The 21995-nt window shown below is 70.4% G+C and carries 12 protein-coding genes and 2 pseudogenes; 10 read left to right on the top strand and 4 right to left on the bottom strand.

What is annotated here, in order from left to right; all coding sequences use genetic code 11:
* Nucleotides 1-158: 158 nt before the first annotated feature.
* The gene (locus ACFWJ8_RS00950) at nucleotides 159-410 is read right to left on the bottom strand and encodes a hypothetical protein (RefSeq protein WP_378807850.1); all 252 of its coding nucleotides are present in this window, start codon (nucleotides 408-410) and stop codon (nucleotides 159-161) included.
* A gap of 105 nt (nucleotides 411-515) precedes the next feature.
* On the opposite strand from ACFWJ8_RS00950, the gene ACFWJ8_RS00955 reads away from it, so the two are divergent.
* The 7 genes from ACFWJ8_RS00955 (at nucleotide 516) to ACFWJ8_RS00985 (ending at nucleotide 10002) form a co-directional block, all read left to right on the top strand.
* A complete protein-coding gene (locus ACFWJ8_RS00955) occupies nucleotides 516-2015 on the top strand; it encodes a trehalose-6-phosphate synthase (protein ID WP_378807852.1) in 1500 nt (499 codons plus the stop codon).
* Nucleotides 2012-2791, top strand: coding sequence for a trehalose-phosphatase (otsB, locus tag ACFWJ8_RS00960; protein WP_378807854.1), 780 nt, complete (start codon nucleotides 2012-2014; stop codon nucleotides 2789-2791). The genes ACFWJ8_RS00955 and otsB overlap by 4 nt, the downstream gene beginning before the upstream one ends.
* Nucleotides 2792-2839: 48 nt before the next feature.
* Nucleotides 2840-4561, top strand: a complete 1722-nt coding sequence (gene ilvD / locus ACFWJ8_RS00965) for a dihydroxy-acid dehydratase (RefSeq protein WP_378807856.1) — start codon at nucleotides 2840-2842, stop codon at nucleotides 4559-4561.
* Nucleotides 4562-4608: 47 nt separating this feature from the next.
* Entirely contained in the window at nucleotides 4609-6411 is a 1803-nt protein-coding gene (locus tag ACFWJ8_RS00970; protein WP_378807858.1) for an acetolactate synthase large subunit, read from the top strand.
* A 3-nt stretch (nucleotides 6412-6414) separates the two neighbouring features.
* Nucleotides 6415-6924, top strand: a complete 510-nt coding sequence (gene ilvN / locus ACFWJ8_RS00975; protein ID WP_141894242.1) for an acetolactate synthase small subunit — start codon at nucleotides 6415-6417, stop codon at nucleotides 6922-6924.
* A gap of 65 nt (nucleotides 6925-6989) precedes the next feature.
* A complete protein-coding gene (gene ilvC / locus ACFWJ8_RS00980) occupies nucleotides 6990-8015 on the top strand; it encodes a ketol-acid reductoisomerase (RefSeq protein ID WP_378807861.1) in 1026 nt (341 codons plus the stop codon).
* A gap of 151 nt (nucleotides 8016-8166) precedes the next feature.
* Nucleotides 8167-10002 carry a bifunctional metallophosphatase/5'-nucleotidase gene (locus ACFWJ8_RS00985; protein WP_378807864.1) on the top strand — a complete coding sequence of 612 codons (1836 nt, stop codon included), beginning with the start codon at nucleotides 8167-8169 and terminating at the stop codon, nucleotides 10000-10002.
* Between the two features lie 57 nt (nucleotides 10003-10059).
* On the opposite strand, the gene ACFWJ8_RS00990 is transcribed toward ACFWJ8_RS00985, so the two are convergent.
* Entirely contained in the window at nucleotides 10060-14343 is a 4284-nt protein-coding gene (locus tag ACFWJ8_RS00990; protein WP_378807866.1) for a BTAD domain-containing putative transcriptional regulator, read from the bottom strand.
* Between the two features lie 245 nt (nucleotides 14344-14588).
* On the opposite strand from ACFWJ8_RS00990, the gene ACFWJ8_RS00995 reads away from it, so the two are divergent.
* The gene (locus ACFWJ8_RS00995) at nucleotides 14589-14792 is read left to right on the top strand and encodes a hypothetical protein (RefSeq protein WP_378807869.1); all 204 of its coding nucleotides are present in this window, start codon (nucleotides 14589-14591) and stop codon (nucleotides 14790-14792) included.
* 57 nt (nucleotides 14793-14849) lie between these two features.
* On the opposite strand, the gene ACFWJ8_RS01000 is transcribed toward ACFWJ8_RS00995, so the two are convergent.
* The gene (locus ACFWJ8_RS01000; RefSeq protein WP_378807871.1) at nucleotides 14850-15911 is read right to left on the bottom strand and encodes a LacI family DNA-binding transcriptional regulator; all 1062 of its coding nucleotides are present in this window, start codon (nucleotides 15909-15911) and stop codon (nucleotides 14850-14852) included.
* Nucleotides 15912-16105: 194 nt separating this feature from the next.
* Between ACFWJ8_RS01000 and ACFWJ8_RS01005 the strand changes: the two are divergent.
* Nucleotides 16106-18739: pseudogene (locus ACFWJ8_RS01005) on the top strand (discoidin domain-containing protein); the annotation flags it as partial.
* A 1911-nt stretch (nucleotides 18740-20650) separates the two neighbouring features.
* Here the strand turns inward: ACFWJ8_RS01005 and ACFWJ8_RS01010 are convergent.
* Nucleotides 20651-21256: pseudogene (locus tag ACFWJ8_RS01010) on the bottom strand (pentapeptide repeat-containing protein); the annotation flags it as partial.
* Here ACFWJ8_RS01010 and ACFWJ8_RS01015 point away from each other — a divergent pair.
* Complete coding sequence (locus tag ACFWJ8_RS01015) at nucleotides 21247-21963, top strand: copper homeostasis protein CutC (RefSeq protein ID WP_378807873.1); 717 nt, start codon at nucleotides 21247-21249, stop codon at nucleotides 21961-21963. The pseudogene ACFWJ8_RS01010 and the gene ACFWJ8_RS01015 overlap by 10 nt on opposite strands.
* Nucleotides 21964-21995: the final 32 nt, after the last annotated feature.

The raw sequence follows: 21995 nt of genomic DNA on the forward strand, positions 1-21995 counted from the left end.
CCACTAACGGGCCCGCCGCGGCGGCGCCCCGGCCGCGGTGGCGCTGTGGGGGGGCGGTGGACCGGGCGCCGCGCTAACCCCCACCCGCTTACAAATTCTACGTGGGCTTGCGGACCGGTGCCGCAATCCCCTCTTCTCATGGGTGACGACGGTGCGCCTCAGCGGCGGAAGCGGGCCGCCAGCTTGCGCTCCCGCCCGGATACGGGGGAGTCGGCCGGCACGATCGACCCGCGCCGCGCACGGCGGACGTCGACGATCGCGCCGATGGCGAGCGTGAGCGTGATCGCCCAGCTCAGCCAGGCCAGTCCCGTGCGCCACGTGAACGGCTGGCCGTCGCGGATGTCGCGCAGCAGCGCGATGCCGCTCGTGATCGCGGTGAGGATGCCGGTGCCGAAGAGGTACGTGCGCATGCCGCAACGTTATCGCGGCGGCCGGCCGACCGTGCGACCCCTTCGCATGCACACACCGCGTCGTCGAGGGGCGACAGGCGGCCCGACCCCGCTGTTAGCCTGGCCATGCCGAGTCCCGAACCGTCAGGAGCCCGCGTGACAAAGCCCCCGCCTGCAGAGCACACCTCAGAGCCCGACCGCAAGGCCGCGCTCGTGGTCGTCGCCAACCGCCTCCCCGTGGACAAGGTGACCGAGCCCGACGGCGGCTCGGAGTGGCGGCGTTCGCCAGGCGGGCTCGTCACGGCGCTCGAGCCGGTCATGCGGCGCGCCGACGGCGCGTGGGTCGGCTGGCCCGGCCAGCCGGACATCGAGGTCGAGCCCTTCGAGTTCGAGGGCACGCACCTGGTGCCGGTGTCGCTCAGCGCCGACGAGATCGAGAACTACTACGAGGGCATGTCGAACGACACGTTCTGGCCGCTCTACCACGACGTCATCTCGCCGCCCCGGTACCGCCGCGTGTGGTGGGACGCGTACGTCAAGGTCAACCGCCGGTTCGCCGAGGCCGCGGCCTCCGTCGCAGCGGAGGGCGGCACCGTATGGGTGCAGGACTACCAGCTGCAGCTCGTCCCGGCCATGCTGCGGGAGTCCCGGCCCGACCTCACGATCGGGTACTTCCACCACATTCCCTTCCCCGCATACGGCCTGTACTCGCAGCTGCCATGGCGGCGACAGGTTCTGGAGGGACTCCTCGGCGCCGACGTCATCGGCTTCCAGCGGGTCGCGGATGCCGGCAACTTCGCGCGCGCCGTGCGACGCCAGCTGCGGTACCAGACGAAGGCCACGGGCATCACCGTGCCCCAGGCCGACGGCACGACACGCAACGCGCTGGCGAAGGCGTTCCCGATCTCGATCGACACGTCGTCGTACATCGAGCTGGCGGAGCGCCCCGACATCCAGGCGCGCGCCGCCGAGATCCGCGCGAGCCTCGGCAACCCCAAGAAGATCCTCCTGGGCGTCGACCGCCTCGACTACACCAAGGGCATCCGGCATCGCCTGAAGGCGTTCGGCGAGCTCCTGGAGGACGGCCGGGTCAGCGTCGAGGACGTGACACTCGTGCAGGTCGCGAGCCCGAGCCGCGAGCGCGTCGACGCGTACATGCAGCTGCGCGACGAGATCGAGCTCACCGTCGGCCGCATCAACGGCGACCACGACACGATGGGGCACACCGCGATCCGCTACCTGCACCAGGCCTATCCCCGTGAGGAGATGGTGGCGCTGTTCCGCGCCGCCGACGTCATGCTCGTGACGGCACTGCGCGACGGCATGAACCTCGTCGCGAAGGAGTACGTGGCCACGCGCACCGACAACCGCGGCGTGCTCGTGCTGAGCGAGTTCGCCGGAGCGGCGGACGAGCTTCCCAGCGCCATCCGCATCAACCCGCACGACATCGGCGGGATGAAGGACGCGATCATGCGCGCCATCGAGATGCCCCCCGCAGAGCAGGGGCGACGCATGCGCGCGCTGCGCAAGAAGGTGCTCGAGAACGACGTCGACCGCTGGTCGAAGTCGTTCCTCGAAGCCCTGGAGGACGCGCGCCGCGGCAAGAGCAAGCGGGGCCGGGCATGACGGCGGCGACCGACGCGATCGCCCGGCTCGCGGCATCCCCCCGCCTGCTCGTCGCGCTGGACTTCGACGGCACGCTGTCGCCGCTGGAGGACGAGCCGATGGACGCGCGGATGCTGCCGGCCGCGCGCGACGCCGTCGACGCGCTCGTCGCCGCCCCCGAGACCGTCGTGGCGTTCGTGTCAGGGCGCAGCCTCGTGGATCTGCGGGTGATCGCCGAGCACGACGACGGATCGCGCGTGCTGCTCGCGGGGTCGCACGGCGCGGAGTTCTGGATCCCCGGCGAGGGCGTGGTCAGCCACGGCGAGGACGAGTCCGACGTTGCGCTGCGCGATGCCCTCCGGGCCCACGCGGAGCGCGCCACCGCGCACCTGGGTGGCGTGTGGATCGAGCCGAAGACCTTCGGCTTCGGCGTGCATACGCGCCGCGCCGACCCGGCGGACGCCGCCGACGCGAATCGCATCGTCGACGGGATCGTCGCAGCGGAGGCGCCGCACTGGCGTCGGCGCACCGGGCACAACATCGTCGAGTACGCCTTCCGTCACGAGGGCAAGGACTCCGCCGTCGCCGAGCTGCGCCGGCGCGTCGGCGCGACGGCCGTGCTCTTCGCGGGCGACGACGTCACGGACGAGGACGCCATCGCGAGCCTCGGCCCGGAAGACGTCGGCGTGCGCGTGGGGGAGGGACCGTCGGCGGCAGCCGTGCGGGTCCCCGACATCGCCGCGCTGGCGGCGCTGTTGGCCGGGCTCGCCGGGGAGCGCACGCGCGCCGTCGGCTGAGTCGTCATGCCGGACGAGCGGGTGTCGGAGCGGGAATAGACTGCAACAATGGCCCAGCCCGATTCACCCGCAGCTGATAACTCCATCGACATCAAGCCCCGCAGCCGCGTCGTCACCGACGGCATCGAAGCGACGACCTCCCGCGGAATGCTCCGCGCCGTCGGCATGGGCGACGAGGACTGGGACAAGCCCCAGATCGGCATCGCGTCCAGCTGGAACGAGATCACGCCCTGCAACCTGAGCCTCGACCGGCTCGCACAGGGCGCCAAGGAAGGCGTGCACGCGGGCGGCGGCTACCCGCTGCAGTTCGGCACCATCTCCGTCTCGGACGGCATCTCGATGGGCCACGAGGGCATGCACTTCTCGCTCGTCTCGCGCGAGGTCATCGCCGACTCGGTCGAGACCGTCATCATGGCCGAGCGCCTCGACGGCTCGGTGCTGCTCGCGGGCTGCGACAAGTCGATCCCCGGCATGCTCATGGCCTCCGCCCGCCTCGACCTGTCGAGCGTCTTCCTGTACGCCGGCTCGATCGCACCCGGCTGGGTGAAGCTCTCGGACGGCACCGAGAAGGACGTCACGATCATCGACTCGTTCGAGGCCGTCGGCGCGTGCCTCGCGGGCAAGATGAGCGAGGCGGACCTCAAGCGCATCGAGTGCGCGATCGCGCCCGGCGAAGGCGCGTGCGGCGGCATGTACACCGCCAACACCATGGCGTCGGTGGCCGAGGCGCTCGGCCTCAGCCTCCCGGGATCGGCCGCTCCGCCCTCGGCGGACCGCCGCCGCGACTACTTCGCCCACCGCTCGGGCGAGGCCGTCGTGAACCTGCTGCGCCAGGGCATCACGACGCGCGACATCCTGACGAAGGAGGCGTTCGAGAACGCCATCGCGCTCGCGATGGCCCTCGGCGGCTCGACCAACGTCGTGCTCCACCTGCTCGCGATCGCGCGCGAGGCGGAAGTCGAGCTGAGCCTGCACGACTTCAACCGCATCGGCGACAAGGTGCCGCACGTGGCCGACATGAAGCCGTTCGGCAAGTACGTCATGAACGACGTCGACCGTCACGGCGGCATCCCGGTGATCATGAAGGCGATGCTCGACGAGGGCCTGCTGCACGGCGACGCGCTCACCGTCACCGGCAAGACGCTCGCCGAGAACCTGGCTGACCTGAACCCCGACCCGGTCGACGGCACGGTCATCCACTCGTTCGACGACCCGATCCACGCCAAGGGCGGTATCACGATCCTGCACGGCTCGATCGCCCCCGAGGGCGCGGTCGTGAAGAGCGCAGGCTTCGACGCCGACGTGTTCGAGGGCCCCGCGCGCGTGTTCGAGCGCGAGCGGGCCGCGATGGACGCACTCGAGGCGGGCGAGATCACCGCCGGCGACGTCGTGGTCATCCGCTACGAGGGCCCCAAGGGCGGCCCGGGCATGCGCGAGATGCTCGCGATCACCGCGGCCATCAAGGGCGCGGGGCTCGGAAAAGATGTACTACTCTTGACGGACGGACGATTCTCAGGCGGCACAACCGGCCTGTGCATCGGCCACATAGCACCCGAAGCGGTGGACGCAGGTCCTATCGCCTTCGTGCGCGATGGTGATCTGATACGGGTCGATATCGCGGCTCGCACTCTCGACCTACTCGTCGATGAGACCGAGCTGAGCTCCCGCCGCTCTGGCTGGGAGCCGCTTCCCCCGCGCTATACCCGTGGCGTCCTTGCCAAGTACTCCCGTCTCGTGCGCTCCGCTGCGGAGGGCGCGACGACCGGTTGAGTCCTGGCGTCCGACATCGCTCCGACAGGAATCAGAGGATCCCTTTCATGTCAGCCGACACCGCCGCCATTCCCCGGCCGCCAGCCCGCACCGCCACGACGCCCGTGATCACGGGTGCCGAAGCGGTCGTCCGTTCGCTCGAGCTCCTGGGCGTCACCGATGTCTTCGGGCTGCCGGGCGGCGCCATCATGCCCGTGTACGACCCCCTCATGGACGCCGAGTCGGTGCGCCATATCCTGGTGCGCCACGAGCAGGGCGCCGGCCACGCCGCGCAGGGCTACGCAGCGTCGTCCAACAAGACCGGAGTCGCCCTCGCGACGTCCGGCCCCGGCGCGACCAACCTCGTGACCGCGATCGCCGACGCCTACATGGACTCGGTGCCGATCGTGTGCATCACCGGACAGGTCTTCTCGACCCTCATGGGGACGGATGCCTTCCAGGAGGCCGACATCGTCGGCATCACGATGCCCATCACCAAGCACTCGTTCCTGGTGAAGCGCGCCGAAGACATCCCGGGAGCCATCGCCGCGGCCTTCGAGATCGCCTCGACCGGCCGCCCCGGCCCTGTGCTCGTGGACATCACGAAGGATGCGCAGCAGACCGAGGCGCCGTTCGTGTGGCCCCCGAAGATCGACCTGCCGGGCTACCGCCCGGTGACGAAGGCGCACGGCAAGCAGATCCAGGCGGCGGCGCAGCTGATCGCCGAGGCCAAGAAGCCCGTGCTCTACGTGGGCGGCGGCGTCATCCGTGCGCAGGCGTCGGACGAGCTGCGCACGCTCGCCGAGTCGACCGGCGCTCCCGTCGTGACGACGCTCATGGCCCGCGGCGCGTTCCCCGACTCGCACGCACAGCACCTCGGCATGCCCGGCATGCACGGCACGGTGCCGGCGGTGCTCGCGCTGCAGGAGGCCGACCTCATCGTCGCCCTGGGCGCGCGCTTCGACGATCGCGTCACCGGGAAGGCGTCACTGTTCGCGCCGAACGCGAAGGTGGTGCACGTCGACATCGACCCGGCCGAGATCTCGAAGATCCGCACGGCCGACGTGCCGATCGTGGGCGACCTCAAGGACGTCCTCGTCGACCTCGAGGCCGCCTACCGCGTCACCGCCGCCGAGGAGTCCGCAGACACCACCGAGTGGTGGTCGTTCCTCGACGGCCTGCGCGACGAGTTCCCGCTGGGATACTCGCAGCCGACCGACGGTCTGATGGCGCCGCAGTACGTGATCCAGCGCATCGGCGAGCTGACCGGGCCCGAGGGCGTGTACGCCGCGGGAGTCGGCCAGCACCAGATGTGGGCCGCGCAGTTCATCAAGTACGAGCGCCCCAACGCCTGGCTCAACTCCGGCGGCGCCGGAACGATGGGCTACGCGGTGCCCGCCGCCATGGGCGCCAAGGTCGCGGAGCCCGACCGTGTGGTGTGGGCGATCGACGGCGACGGCTGCTTCCAGATGACCAATCAGGAGCTCGCCACCTGCGCGATCAACAACATCCCGATCAAGGTCGCGATCATCAACAACTCGTCGCTCGGCATGGTGCGGCAGTGGCAGACGCTGTTCTACGACGGACGCCACTCCAACACCGACCTGAACACGGGCCACGGCACGGTCCGCATCCCCGACTTCGTCAAGCTCGCCGAGGCCTACGGCTGCCTCGCGCTGCGCGTGGAGAAGGAGGAGGACGTGGATGCCGCGATCAAGACCGCGCTGGCGACGAATGATCGTCCCGTCGTGATCGACTTCGTGGTGAGCGCCGACGCCATGGTGTGGCCGATGGTGCCGCAGGGCGTCAGCAACAGCTACGTCCAGTACGCGCGGGACCACTCGCCCGCCTTCGCAGAGCAGGAGGACTGAGACATGACGAGTCACGTGCTGAGCCTCCTCGTCGAGGACAAGCCGGGTCTGCTGACCCGCGTCGCGGGCCTGTTCGCCCGTCGCGGCTTCAACATCGAATCGCTCGCCGTGGGCGTCACCGAGGTGCCGGGTCTCTCGCGCATCACGGTGGTCGTCGATGTCGACGAGCTGCCCTTGGAGCAGGTCACGAAGCAGCTCAACAAGCTGATCAACGTGATCAAGATCGTGGAGCTCGACCCCGCAGGGTCGGTGCAGCGCGAGCACATGCTCATCAAGGTGCGCGCCGACAACCAGACCCGCTCCAACGTGCTGGAGGTCGTGAACCTCTTCCGCGCGCAGATCGTCGACTACGCGCCGGACGCGCTCGTGGTCGAGGTGACCGGCGACAAGGGCAAGGTCGAGGCCTTCCTGCGCGCCCTCGAGCCGTTCGGCATCAAGGAGCTGGCCCAGTCGGGCCTCGTCGCGATCGGTCGCGGCGGCAAGAGCATCACCGAACGAGTGCTCCGCGGCTGAGCTTCGAAAGCTCTGACGCGGCATCCCGATTTCCCAAACCGCAACATCAAGGAGAAACAACGAAGATGGCTGAGATCTTCTACGACGCCGATGCCGACCTGAGCATCATCCAGGGCAAGAAGGTGGCGATCGTGGGCTACGGCTCGCAGGGCCACGCGCACGCCCAGAACCTTCGCGACTCGGGTGTCGAGGTCGTCATCGCCCTCAAGGACGGCTCGAAGTCCACCGAGAAGGCCCAGGACGAGGGCTTCGAGGTCAAGTCGGTCGCCGACGCGGCCGAGTGGGCCGACCTCATCATGATCCTGGCGCCCGACCAGCACCAGCGCTCGATCTACACGGAGTCGATCAAGGACAAGCTGACCGCCGGCAAGACGCTCGCCTTCGCCCACGGCTTCAACATCCGCTTCGGCTACATCCAGGCGCCCGAGGGCGTCGACGTGATCCTCGTCGCCCCCAAGGCCCCGGGCCACACGGTGCGTCGCGAGTACGTCGCCGGCCGCGGCATCCCCGACATCATCGCCGTCGAGCAGGACGCCTCGGGCACCGCCTGGGCGACCGCGCTGTCGTACGCCAAGGCGATCGGCGGCACGCGCGCCGGTGTCATCAAGACGACGTTCACCGAAGAGACCGAGACGGACCTCTTCGGCGAGCAGGCCGTCCTGTGCGGCGGTGTGTCGCAGCTCGTCGAGTACGGCTTCGAGACGCTGACCGAGGCCGGCTACCAGCCGCAGATCGCCTACTTCGAGGTGCTGCACGAGCTGAAGCTCATCGTCGACCTCATGTGGGAGGGCGGCATCGCCAAGCAGCGCTGGTCGGTCTCCGACACGGCCGAGTACGGCGACTACGTCTCGGGCCCGCGCGTCATCGACCCGCACGTCAAGGAGAACATGCAGGCCGTGCTCGCCGACATCCAGTCGGGCGCGTTCGCCAAGCGCTTCATCGACGACCAGGACAACGGCGCCGTCGAGTTCCACCAGCTGCGCGAGAAGGCCGCCCAGCACCCGATCGAGGCCGTCGGCAAGGACCTACGCGCCCTGTTCGCGTGGAAGCAGCAGGACGAGGACTACGTCGAGGGCTCGGCCGCGCGCTGATCCGACGCTCCGCAGAAGACCCGGTTCCCGTTCGCGGGGCCGGGTCTTCTGCGCGTCACCCGTTGTTCGCCGTTTGCTGAGAGTTTCCTCATCGTCCGACCCTTGTCGCGGACCGGCGGCGCATGGTGTGATCCTCGCCATGGGAGAACACATGCCTGACCACGCATCCGACGACCTCACCCCTCTCACGGATGATCCACCGCGGTCAGGCATCAGCCGCCGTACCCTTCTCGTCGGCGCGTCTGCGGCCAGTGTGCTCGCCGCCGCCGGGTGGGGCGCCGCGCCCAAGGCCGTGGCGGCGCCCGGTGAGAAGGTCGTGAAGATCGCGATCATGGGCACCTCCGACATCCACTCGAACGCACTCAACTGGGACTACTACAAGGACGCCGCGTACAGCGACAGTGCCAAGAACTCGATCGGCCTCGCCCGCGTGTCGAGCCTGGTGAACCAGGTACGCGCCGATGTCGGCCGCGAGCGCACGCTGCTGTTCGATGCCGGAGACACGATCCAGGGCACGCCGCTCGGGTTCTACTACGCCACGGTCGAGCCCGTGACGACGACCGGCGCGATCCACCCGATGGCGGCCCAGTTCAACGCGATCGGCTACGACGCCGTCGCGCTGGGCAACCACGAGTTCAACTACGGGCTCGACTTCCTCGACAACTGGATCTCGCAGCTCGACGCGCCGGCTCTGGCGGCGAACGCTGTGCACGCGGGCACGACGGTGCCGCGGTTCGAACCGTTCGTCATCAAGAACATGCACGCCGGCCGGGGGCTCCCCGCGATCCGCGTCGGCGTGCTGGGTCTCACGAACCCGGGCGTCGTGATCTGGGACAAGGCGAACGTGAGCGGAAAGGTCGACGTGCTCGACGTCGTCGAGACCGCCGCGCGCTGGGTGCCGGTCATGCGTCGCCGCGGTGTCGACGTCATCGTCGTGAGCGTGCACGCCGGCGACAGCGGTCTGTCGTCGTACGGCAGCGATCTTCCGGTCGAGAACGCGGCCGCGCTCCTGGCCGAGGAGGTGCCCGGGATCGACGTGATCCTGTTCGGCCACGCGCACAAGGACAAGCCGGAGGTCCTCGTGACCAACAAGGCGACCGGTGATCAGGTCGTCATGAGCGAGCCCGCGATGTGGGGTCAGCGTCTCAGCGTCTTCGACCTCGAGCTCGCGTTCTCACGAGGGTCGTGGAAGGTCGTGTCGAAGTCGGCGCATTCGATGAACGCGAACACGGTCGAGGACGATCCGGCGCTCGTCGCCGTCGTGAAGGCGCAGCACGACGCCGTCGTCGCGTACGTCAACACGGCGGTCGCGACCTCCACGGAGGTGCTCTCGGCCGCCGAGTCGTGCTGGAAGGACACCGCGATCCTCGACTACGTGAACCACGTCCAGGTCCAGACGGTCACGAAGGCGATCGCAGGCACGGCCGAGGCGTCCCTCCCGGTCATCTCGATCGCCGCGCCGTTCAACCGGGCGGCCACGTTCCCGGCGGGGCAGGTGACGATCAAGGACATCGCCGGGCTCTACATCTACGACAACACGCTGATGGCGTCGGTGCTCACGGGTGCGCAGATCAAGGACTACCTCGAATACTCCGCGAAGTACTTCGCCAAGGTGGCTCCTGACGCGCCCGTGGCCCCCGAGACGTGGACGAACGCGCTCGGCACGCCCGACTACAACTACGACCAGTTCTCGGGCGTGACGTACGACGTCGACATCTCGCAGGAGCAGGGCTCACGCATCGTGAACCTCCGGTTCGACGGTGCCGATGTCGCACCTGACCAGCGCTTCGTCGTCGCGGTCAACAACTACCGGCAGTCCGGCGGCGGCGGCTTCCCGCACATCGCCACGGCGCCCGTGGTCTACAACGCCCAGGTCGCGATCCGCGAGGCGATCGTCGCCTTCGCATCGGCCGCGGGAGTGATCGATCCGGCCGACTTCCATGTCGTCAACTGGCAGCTGGTGCGTGCCGGCACCCCGGTGTTCTGAACCGGCGGCGTGCGGCCCGGTCCTGGTGAAGGGGCCGGGCCGTCGTCGTGCGGGGCATCAATCGTCCGGCGCCGCGCCCGCAGTGGCGAGCAGGTCCTCGCAGAGGGGATGCCGCGCGCCCAGGTCCGCGAGGAAGCTCTGCCACTCCTCGGGCGTGAGCTCCCGTCCGGCGAGCCGGCACGCGGCGGCGGCCTGCTCTGCAGGATCGAGAGTCCGGTACTGTGCGCCACGGTCGCCGGAGGCGACGAACCCGCCGCCGTCCGCATCGATGGAGGATCCCTCCGAGTAGCGATAGACGTCGATCGGCTGGCCGAGCATCCGCCCCGATGCGAGATCCACGACGGTCAGGCCGTCGCGGCCGCCCGCGGTGGTGAGCAGCAGACGCCCCGCGTCGTCGACGCTCAGATCCAGGAACCACGCCGACTTCGAGGTGATCGACTCGGCCGGCTCCAGGTCGAGCGTGAGCGACAGCAGCCCGGACACGTCGGAGGCGATGACGCGGTCGCCGGTCACGACGGTGCGCGTCGTCTCGTCGAGCCCTTCGGCGACGACCTCGCCGGTGGCGTCGAACACCCGCGTCTGCCACGGCCGTGGCGCAGACGACCAGGTCGTGACCACGACGCGGGAACCGTCGGACGTCGCCGAGACCGTCACGGGGATGCCGTCGAGGTCCATCGGCGCGCCGACCCGGCGCAGCGTGACCTGGTCGTAGCGGACCAGGCGCGTCCGCTGGGTATCGTCGTCGAGGCTGATGAGGCCGTACAGGCGCCCGCCGGTCGCGGTGAAGAAGCGCTCGATCGTATCGTCCAGCACCGCCCGGGTGAGGATCGCGTTGGCGACGTCGTAGATGGCGTAGTGCTCGTTGTCGGTGCGGGGATCGTGGAACACGAGGAACAGGCGTGCCGGTGCGATCCAGGTGGCGGCGACGACGAACGCCTGCGTGCGCCACGGGTCGGGGTCGGTGAGCGCGGTGAGGTCGGTCGCCGCGCTCGCGGTCGCCGTGTCCCAGACGGTCAGCGGTCGCGGATCCTCGTCGGGGGCGCGCTCCGTGGCGGTGCGCGAGCCGAGGACCACATAGCGCCCCGACGGGTCCGTGCCTGTGAGGGCGTACGCGTCCGGGCCGCCGAACGACGTCGAGGCCGGTCCGCCGCCGTCGATGCGCATGCGGCCGATGCTCGGCGAGAGCGCATTCATGAACCAGACCTCGGTCTCGTCGTCGGTCAGCACCGGCTCGCCGGCATCCCCGAGCTGATAGTCGAACGGGTCCGACGCCAGCTCGCCGGTGTCGAGGGAGCGGATGACGATGCGGCCGGAAGGCGTTCCGCACACCACGAGGCGCTGCACGGCCGACGCCGTCATGCGGCTGCACTCGTCGCCCTCGGTCGGGACGATGCGCCACAGCGGAGCCCCGGCCGGGTCGAGTCCGGCGATGACCGAATCGCGCGCGACGATCATGGTTCCGTCGTCGGCGACGGCGAGTCCGACGCCTCCGGTGTCGGCAGGCACGGCGCCGAGCGCGTCGGCCCTGCCCGTCGCCGGATCGACGACGAAGAGCCGGTCGTCGATGTTGGTGGCCACGATGCGGCCGTCCGGCCGGAACGCGGACGCCGCGTACGACGAGGTGACGCCCTCCGTAGGCGCGGGGACGGTGGCCGTCACGCGGGTGAGCGCGCCGGTGTCGCGGTCGACGATGACGGTGGTGCCTGCCGAGGCCCAGGTCGCGAAGCGTCCATCGTGCGACAGGTCGACCGTCTCGCTCCACTCCTCGACGTGCACGGGCGTGCCGTGCGCCGCGCCCGTGTCGGTGTCGAAGAAGTACAGCATCTCGTCGCGGTCCACCGACGGATCGCGGTCCTCCCAGTCCGGCATCGGGAGCTCTTCGACATGCTGCATCACGAGGATCGTGCTGCCGTCGGCGCTCACCCTGATCCAGGGGCGGACCTCCTGCCGGCTGCGCGGGAAGTCCGTGGGGATGCTGCGGACGAGCGAGCCGTCGTCGACGTCGCGCACTTCGAGCGTGTCGTAGTCGCGCACCAGCGCCACGGTCCGTGTGCCGGGGATCGGCGCGGCGGCCACAGGCTGGGTCGTGTCGGGGATGTACGTCGTACCGACGAGTCCGGCGGCCGCCGACATCGTGCCCAGCAGCGCCGCCCTGGTGCGTGCGTCGTCTGGCCAGCGCTGCCAGGCCGCCACCGCCATCAACGCGGCGACGGCACGGTCGGTCCCGGTGAGGTCCAGGGATCGGCTGGTCGTGGCCTCGATCAGCCGGTCCTCCGCGGCGGCCGCGGCGTCGCGTCCTCGGCTGATCGCGACCCCGCCCGAGACGACCGCGGCGACCAGCAGGACGCCGGCACCCGTCAGCGTCCAGCGCAGCCGTCGGTTGCTGCGCGCCTCGTGGGCCGCGTGATCGGCGAGCGTGCGGAGCTCGCTCTGCTCGTGGGCGCTCGACTCGTCGATCAGGGCGCGCTCCGAGGCGGTGAGATCGGGATCGGACCCCTCGGCCCACTCGATGGCGGCCTGCAGCCGCGCACCGCGCAGCAGATCCTCGTCGCGCCGGCCGTCGGCGTCCCACAGCTCGGCTGCCGACGCCACGAGCGCCATCACCCGTGCGCTCGCCGCGTCCCGTTCGAGCCAGCCGTCCAGGCGCGGCCAGGCACGGGCGACCGCCTCGTGGGCGACCATCACGGTGTCGCCGTCGACGGTCAGCAGGCGCGCCGCGATCAGGCGGTCGAGCACGCGCCGGCGGGCGGTGTCGTCGACGAGCGGCTCGAGATGGGCGATCCTCCGCACCGACGCACCGTCGGGGCCGCGCTGCACGAGCCGCAGGAGCAGCGCATGGCAGGCCTCGGCCTGCTCGGGTTCGAGTGAGCGGTACAGCGTCTCGGCGGACTGCGCGATGGCCCCGGCGATGCCCCCGGATGCCTCGTACCCGGCGACCGTGAGGGTCGCTCCCTCGCGCCGGATCCACGTCTCGACCAGGGCGTGCGAGACGTGGGGGAGCGTGGCGCGCCGGTCGCCGGCATCCCGCAGGATCAGTTCGACGAGTCCGGGTTCCAGCCGCAGCCCCGCGCGTGCGGCCGGCTGCTCGATCGCCTCGCGCAGCCCGTCGGCCGTGAGCGGGCCGATCGCGTAGACACCGCGACCGATGAGGCCGCCGATGCGGGGGAGGCCCGTCGCCCGGTCGAGGAAGTCGCTGCGGAGCGTCATCAGCACGGTCGCGCCCGCGGCGACCGCGTCGGCGATGATCGTGCACAAGTCCTCCTGCTCGCGCTCGTCGAGCTGGAAGATCGTCTCGACCTGGTCCACCACGACGATGTCGGCGACGCCGTGCTGCGCGATGCGTGCGCGCAGCACGGCGGCGACGTCGCGTCCGGCCGTGACCACCGCCGCACGTCGACCGCCCGAGATCCGGGGGAGCACTCCGGCGAGCACAAGGGACGACTTGCCCGAGCCCGAGGCGCCCACCACGGTCGTCAGCGACCCCGGCAGTGCACGGTCGCGGATCGCCGCGACGTCGTCCTCGCGTCCGAAGAACACATCGGCGTCATCGGGTGAGAACGCCGACAGGCCGCGGTAGGGGCAGTCGTCGCTCACGCGATGCCGCGTCCGTGCGGGCGTCAGCGCAGGATCCTGCTGCAGCATCGACGCTTCCAGGACGCGGAGACGATGGCCGAGATCGATGCCGAGCTCCTCGGAGAGGCGGACGCGCGCCGCCCGCACGGTCGCCAGCGCCTCGGCCTGCCGGCCCGCACGGTAGTTCGCCATCGCGAGGATCGCCCAGCGGGACTCCCGGAGGGGCCGGGCGCGCACCAGGCGCTCCGCGTCGGCGATCACGGACCGGTGCTCGCCCTCGGCGAGCCGGGACTCCAGCAGCTCCTCCTCGGCGCTGTCGCGGATCTCGGTGAGCCGCTCGGACTCGACCGCGGCAGGCTCCCAGTCTGCGAGCTCCGGGTAGGGCGAGCCCCGCCACAGAGCCAGGGCGCGGCGGTAGGCGTCGACGGCGCGGTCGTGCTCGTCGTGCAGCGCGTGCTGGCGAGCGGCCGAGACGAGACGTTCGAACTCGAAGGCGTCGATGGTCGCGGGGTCGAGTCCCAGCGTGTACTCCGAGCCTCGGGTGATGACCGAACCGGCCCCGAGCCCCGCGCGGATCCGGGCGACGGCGGTCTTCACCTGCTGCGACCACGTGCGGGGGGTGCGCTCTCCCCAGTACGCCTCGGCGAGTTCGCCGGGCGCCACCGCCCGCCCCGCATACACGATGAGTGCTGCGAGGACCGCCCGCTCCCGCGGGCTCAGGGCGGGCTCGTTCCCCGTATCGAGCGGCCCCAGCACCCTGATGGCCATGCAAGAAGTGTGAGATCCGGCGACGTCCGCGTCAACGGCCTGGCCGTCGGCGAGTACCGGACGAGTACCGCAGGCCTGCGCGACGGATACCGGCCGTCACGACGCCGGATCCGCCACCGCGTGCAGACCGCACCGCGCGGCGCGACTCCGGCGATCGCGGGGCACACGTATCACAGGGGGCACCCGCCTGCTCTCCACTGAGCACAACGCCGAGACCCGGCGGGACCCGAAGGAAAGGAAAGGCCATGGACGCCAGCACTCTGACCCTGGCCGACCGCATCCACCGCGAGCGGACGGCCACGCTGTACCGCGAACACGAGAACCAGCTCACGATCGCCGACCGTGGCGTCGGCCTCACGCCGTCGCGCCCCGAGGTGCACGCGCACGCAAGCCTGGGGGTGTGGCTGCGAGAGCACTTCGCCGCACCGCGCCGGCCGCTGTTCTCATGATCGGAGGGACCTGCCGCAGACGGGGAGCGGCGGGTCCCACGGCGGGCGATCGCGGGGTCAGGCCGATCCGCGGACGATGAGTTCCGGTGCCAGCACCTCGTGCCGCGGCGGCATGCCCGGATCGTCGACGATGTCCAGGAGCAGACGTGTCATCTCGGCGGCGACGGCCTCGATCGGCTGCCGGATCGTCGTGACGGTCGGGCGGCACATGAGGGCGGCGATCGTGTCGTCGTATCCGATGACCGCGACGTCGCCGGGCACGTCGACGCCGCGTTCATGCGCCGCCAGGATCGCACCGACCGCCATGTTGTCGTTCGAGGCGAACACGCCGTCCACCCCCTGGGCGAGCAGCTGGATCATCGCGTGGGACCCGCTGTCGACCGAGAACGTGCCCGCGGCGGTGGCCACCTCGTCGAGCCCGAGGCGCCGCGTCGCCGCGAGGAAGCCCGTCAGCCGGTCTTCCGCTCCCGCGACCTCGGTCGGACCCGTGATGATGCCGAGCCGGCGGCATCCCCGCGAGAACAGGTGCTCGGCCGCGAGCCCGCCGCCGGCCCGGTTGTCGACGTCGACGTAGGAGATCGGCGCGGGGGTGCTCGGGCGTGAGAACAGCACGACCGGCACCTTCGCCGAGGACAGCATCGCCGGAAGGGTGTCGTTGGCCTCGGCCGAGACGAGCAGCACGCCGTCCGCGTTCCCTTCGCGTACGTAGTTGACCACGCGTTCGCGCTCGGCCTGGTCGACCGCAAGCATGAGGACGGGGTCCACGTTCCGAGGGCGCAGCGAGCCCATCAGCCCGCCCGCGACCCGGGCGAAGAACGGGTCGGCGAGAACCTCGCCGATTCCCCATTCCCGCATGCTGGTGTCGGTCCCTGACACGACGACGAGCACGATGCCGGTGCGCCGCGTCACGAGCGTCCGCGCCGCGCGGTTCGGGACGTACCCGGTCGCCGCGATCGCCGCCATGACCGCCTCAACGATGTGGGGCGCGATTCCGGACTTGCCGTTGACGACCCGCGACACAGAGGCGCGGGAGACTCCGGCGATGCGTGCGACCTCCTCGAGCGTGCTCGCGGTCGGCGGGTCGGGGAGGGGTGCGGGGCGCGCGTCGTCGGGATCCACGACGCCGAGCCTAGATGGTCGTCGCGGCCGGCGGGCGGGCGTCACGCTGAGAGCGCTCTATGAGAACCCAGAGAGCGCTCTATGCAAGGCCGCCGATCTCCGGCATACTGAGCGGGTCCGGCGCCCAGAGAGCGCTCTATGACAGGAACCGCGAGTACCCGGTCGAAGACGACCAGATCCAGGAGAGACGCCGCATGCATCGTGCAGCATCCCGTATTCCCGCGTTCCGAGACCGTACCCGACAAGCCTTCGCCGCAGCCACAGCGCTCGCGGTGGCGGTCGTCGCGGTCGGTTTCGGAGTCGGGGGAGCCGACCCCGCCCGCGCAGCCGATCCCGAGCTGCTGTCACAGGGAAAGACCGCGACAGCCTCGAGCGGCAACGCCGCGCTGGCCTTCGACGGCAAGACCGACACGCGCTGGGAGTCCGCCAGCAGCGATCCCCAGTGGATCGAAGTCGACCTCGGCAAGACGAGCACCATCACCGAGTTCGTCCTCAAGTGGGAGACGGCGCGGTCCAAGGACTTCATCATCGAGGTCTCTGACGACGGCAGCAGCTGGACGACGGTCCACACCACGACCAACGCCCCTGCGGGCAACAACACGGTCGAGACCTTCGCGCCGGACGGCGGGTCGGCGGAAGGCCAGTTCGTGCGACTGACCGGCACGTCGCGCACGACAGGCTACGGCCACTCCCTCTGGGAGTTCGAGGTGCGCGGATCGATCGCGGTGTCGTCGCCGACGACCCCGACCGGCAAGACCGTCGAGGTCGTCGGCACCTACGGCGACTGGCAGCTGTACGTCGATGGCAGCCCGTACACCGTCAAGGGCCTCACGTGGGGGCCGAAGACGACCGGGTCCGGCGCCATCTCGGCGGCGAACCTCGACGCCTACATGAACGAGCTCGTCTCCCTCGGCGTGAACACGATCCGGACCTGGGGCACCGACGCGGACTCGCAGGTGCTCTTCGACGCTGCAGCGGCTCACGGCATCCGCGTCATCGCCGGGTTCTGGATCCAGCCCGGCGGCGGACCCGGCTCCGGCGGCTGCCCCGACTTCGTCGCGGGCACCGACAGCTACCTCGACGCGGTGCGCTCCGACGTCGCCACGTTCGTCGAGAAGTACAAGAACCACGACGCGGTGCTCATGTGGAGCATCGGCAACGAGTCGCTGCTGGGCCTCGGCAACTGCTACACCGGTGCGCAGCTCGAAGACCAGCGCAACGCGTACGCGGCGTTCGTTGAGGAGCTGGCACAGGATGCCAAGACGATCGACGCGAACCACCCCGTCACCTCGACCGACGCGTGGGTGGGCGCATGGCCGTACCTGAAGAACAATGCGCCCTCGCTCGACCTGTACGCGATCAACTCGTACGGGGCGCTGTCGGGCGTGCAGCAGGCGTGGGAGGAGGGCGGGTACACCGTTCCCTACGTCGTCACGGAGACCGGTCCGCAGGGGGAGTGGGAGACTCCCGCCGACGCGACCGGAAAGCCGTCAGAACCCTCCGACGCGGCCAAGGCGCAGGCCTACCTCGACGCGTGGGCCGAGATCACCTCGAACGCCGGCGTCGCGCTCGGCGCGACGATGTTCCACTTCGGCACCGAGACCGACTTCGGCGGCGTGTGGTTCAACCTCTACCCCGGCGAGAAGAAGCGCGCCGCGTGGTACGCCGTCGCCCAGGCCTACGGCGGCTCCGCTGCGGCGGGCGACAAGGCGCCGACGATCACCGCAGTCACCGCGCCCACGTCCTCGGTCGTCGGCGGATCGACCTTCGAGATCGGCGCCGCTGTCGCGGACCCGGAGTCCGACCCGGTGGCCGTCTCGATCCAGCAGTCCGGCAACTATGCCACGGGCGCGAGTGCGCTGGCTCCGGCGACCGCGGTCGCCAAGAGCGCCGGCGTGTGGACCGTCACGGCACCGCAGGATGCCGGCGTCTGGAAGTTCTACGTGACCGCGACCGACGACCACGGGAACATCGCGTACGCGCCCGTCTCGGTGGCCGTTGCCGACGCGGCGGGCGTCAACGTCGCACTCGGCAAGGCGGCCACGGCGTCGTCGTCGCAGGACCCGGCGGCCAACGCGGTGGACGGCAGCACCGGGACCAAGTGGGGCAGCGCGCTCGACGGCAGCTGGCACGGCAAGGACGACGAGTGGTTCCAGGTCGACCTGGGCGCGACGTACCGGGTCAACCAGGCAAAGCTCCTGTGGGAGGGCCAGGCGTTCGGCAAGGACTACGACATCCAGGTCTCCGCGAACGGCACCGACTGGACGACCGTCTCGGAGCAGCGCGGCAAGTCGGCCGGCACGCACACCGTGGCGTTCGCCGAGACCGAGGCCCGCTACGTCCGCATGCGCGGAATCGCGCGCGGTGACGTCTACGGCTACTCGTTCTACGAGTTCCAGGTGTTCTCGCCGGACGGCCTCGCGGTCGGCTCGCAGGTGGTCTGCGGTCGTGACCTCGTGAACGCGGGCGGCGTCACGGCCTCGGCCTCGCACGGTGCGGGCAAGGACGCGATCGACAACAACGTGTGGGCGCGCTGGGACTCCGGTGTGGTCGAGACTCCGGCCGGCTCGGGCAACTACGTCGGGCGTGACGGCGAGTGGCTCCAGGTGGACCTCGGTCGTGTGACGAGCGTCTGCGGCATCAAGCCGTACTGGGAGGCCGCGTTCGCCGCCGACTACGACGTGCTCGTGTCGACCGACGGGCAGAACTGGACCACGGCGGCGCAGGCGCGCGGCGTCTCCGCGGCGGGCCCACAGGTGAGCCGCTTCGAGCCGGTCACCGCCCGCTACGTCAAGATCGTCTCGGTCACGCGCGGCACGCAGTTCGGCATCTCGATGTGGGACCTCGAGATCTTCGAGCCGCGCACGATCGTGATGCCGACCACCGAGCTGCTGGGCGACCGCGTGGTGGTGTTCGACCCGTCGATGGACGCGCTCGACATCCAGGCCGTCATGGACTCGGTCTTCGCCGACCAGGAGGAGGACCAGTTCGGTGCGGGACGCTGGCAGTTCTTCTTCACCCCCGGCGAGTACGCCGTCGATGCCCGAGTGGGCTTCTACACCTCGTTGTCGGGTGCGGGCCTCAACCCGACCGACGTCGACATCCACGGCGCCGACTGGGTGGATGCCGAGTGGTTCGGCATGAACGCGACCCAGAACTTCTGGCGCTCGGCAGAGAACCTCTCGTACACCCCGGACGGCGGCCTCGGCCGGTGGGCCGTCTCGCAGGCCGCCCCGTTCCGGCGCGTCCAGGTGAACGGCGACCTCCAGCTCGACTCCGGTCGCTACGGCTGGTCGTCCGGCGGCTTCATGGCGGACTCGAAGATCACGGGGTACGCCAAATCGTTCACGCAGCAGCAGTGGTACACACGTGACAGCTCGGTGGGGACGTGGGCAGGTGGAGTGTGGAACTTCACCTACTCGGGAGTCGAAGGCAAGTGGGCCAAGGGTGACGGCGTGAACGACGCGAAGGTGTCGATCCTCGACGCCGGCGACGACTGGCCGACTCCTCCGGTGACCGCGCTGGAGCACACCGGCGCGGTGGCCGAGAAGCCGTTCCTGTACCTGTCGGGTTCGGATGCCGACCTGGAGAGCGACTGGTCGGTCTTCGTGCCGGCCGTCCGCGAGGGCACCACAGGAACCACGTGGGAGAACGGCACGGACGCCGCCGACGGCACGTCGGTCCCGCTGAGCACGTTCTTCATCGTGAAGGCCGGCGCCACGGCGACCGAGGTCAACGCGGCGCTCGCCGCGGGCAAGAACCTCCTGTTCACGCCCGGCGTCTACGAGATGGACAAGACGATCGAGGTCACCCGACCCGGGACGATCGTGCTGGGCCTCGGCCTCGCGACGATCATCCCGACGGGCGACGGCTTCGGCATGCACGTGGCGGATGCCGCGGGCGTGCGGGTCGCCGGGTTGCTGTTCGACGCCGCAGTGACCGAGTCGCCGGCCCTCCTGGTCGTCGGCGACAAGAACGTGCACACCGACCACGCCGCGGACCCGATCGTGCTCAACGACGTGTTCATGCGCGTGGGCGGTGCGGTCGCCGGCAAGGTGAAGGCGGCCATGATCGTGAACGCCGACGACACGATCGTCGACCACGTGTGGTCGTGGCGCGGTGATCACGGTGACGGCATCGGCTGGAACCTGAACACGTCCGACTACGGGTTCGTGGTCAACGGCGACGATGTGTCGGCGTACGGGCTCTTCGTCGAGCACTACCAGAAGTACAACACCCTCTGGAAGGGCGAGAACGGCCGCACGATCTTCTACCAGAACGAGCTCGCGTACGACGTGCCCGATCAGGAGACGTGGACCCATGACGGCATCCGCGGGTGGGTGTCGTACAAGGTGGACGCGGGCGTGAAGAAGCACGAGGCGTGGGGACTGGGGTCGTACTCCAACTTCACGTCCGACACCGAAGAGAACGAGATCACGGTGGACAACGGATTCGAGGTGCCCAAGAACGTCCCGGGCGTCAAGATGCACAGTCTGCTGACGGTGTCGCTCGGCGGCGAGGGCATCTTCGAGCACGTGATCAACGGCGTCGGCGCACGCCAGGCCGACGCGGCGACGGTCCCGTCCTACGTGGCGGAGTACCCGATCCCGGGCGACGAGGATGCCGGGATCGACCCCGCGCCGGCGCCGAAGGATCCGGCGACGAACCCGGAGACGAGCCCCAAGACGGGTGAGCCGGGTACGGGTGAGCCGGGTACGGGTGAGCCGGGTACGGGTGAGCCGGGTACGGGTGAGCCGGGTACGGGTGAGCCGGGTACGGGTGAGCCGGGTACCGGTGAGCCGGGTACGGGTGAGCCGGGAACCGGTGAGCCGGGAACGGGCGAGCCGGGAACGGTCGGGCGCGTCGTCGTCGAACTCTCGGCAGGATCGGTCGTGCAGGGCGGTTCCGTGCTGGTCGAGGCCAGCGGACTCCCGACCGGTGCGACGGTCGAGGTGTGGCTGCACTCCGAGCCGAAGCTCCTCGCCACGGTGACCGCGAACGGGGCCGGCGAGGTCTCCACCTCGGTGAAGATCCCCGCCGACACCGCGGTGGGTGCGCACACCCTCGTGGTCACGGTTCCGGCGACCGGTGAGCAGGGTGTCGCCTCGCTGCAGGTGACCGCCGCAGGTGGCCTGCCCGCGACCGGCGTCGAGATCGGCGCCACCGTGACGCTCGCTCTGCTTCTGCTGGCCGGCGGTGTGACGCTGTTCCTCCTGCGACGCCGGAAGGTGCTGGCGGGCGAATAGCCGACAGGCAGATGGGTCGGTGGCGCGACTGCGCCACCGGCCCATCTGTCTGCCCCCGGCATCCGCACCCCGCCGGTAGGCTTCACCGCATGTCCGCATCGCGCCCCGTCGAGATCGCCGTCCAAGACCCCGCGGGGGCCCGCATCGCGATGGCGGGCGGCGCGACGCGCCTGGAGCTGTGCCAGGCCTTGGAGGCCGGCGGCCTGACGCCGTCCCTCGGGCTCCTGGAAGCCGTGCTGGCGGCGGTCGATCCCGTCGTCGTGAACGTGCTCGTGCGCCCGCGCGGTGGCGGATTCGTGTACGACCCGGACGAGGTCGCGATCGTGACCGCCGACATCCGCGCGTGCGTCGACCGCGGCGCGGGAGGCGTGGTCATCGGCACGCTCGACGCCGCCGGCGGCCTCGACGTCGACACGCTGCGCCGGTGGCGGGATGCCGCCGGCCCGGCGACCCTCGTCTTCCATCGTGCGATCGACGCGTCGGCCGATCCGTCGGCGGTGTTCGACGCGCTCGTCGCCGAGGGTGTGGACCGGGTGCTGACCTCCGGCGGAGCCCCGCGATCGATCGACGGACTCGATGCGCTCGCCGCCTTCGCGGCCCGGTCGGGCGACGTCGAGGTGATGGCGGGCGGCGGCGTGCAGCCCGCCGACATCGCCGCGCTCTTCGCCGCCGGCGTCGACGCGGTGCATCTGTCGGCCCGCTCCCGCGCCGGCCACGACGCGCCGTCCGGCCCGGGCGGCGGCTCCTCGGGCCACGACGTCACCGATGCCGCCACCGTGGCCGAAGCGGTGGCCGCTGCGGGTTGAGCGTCGCCGCGCGGGGAGCCGCGGCATCCATC

Source organism: Microbacterium sp. NPDC058389 (genome assembly GCF_042722305.1).
Classification (GTDB): Bacteria; Actinomycetota; Actinomycetes; order Actinomycetales; family Microbacteriaceae; genus Microbacterium.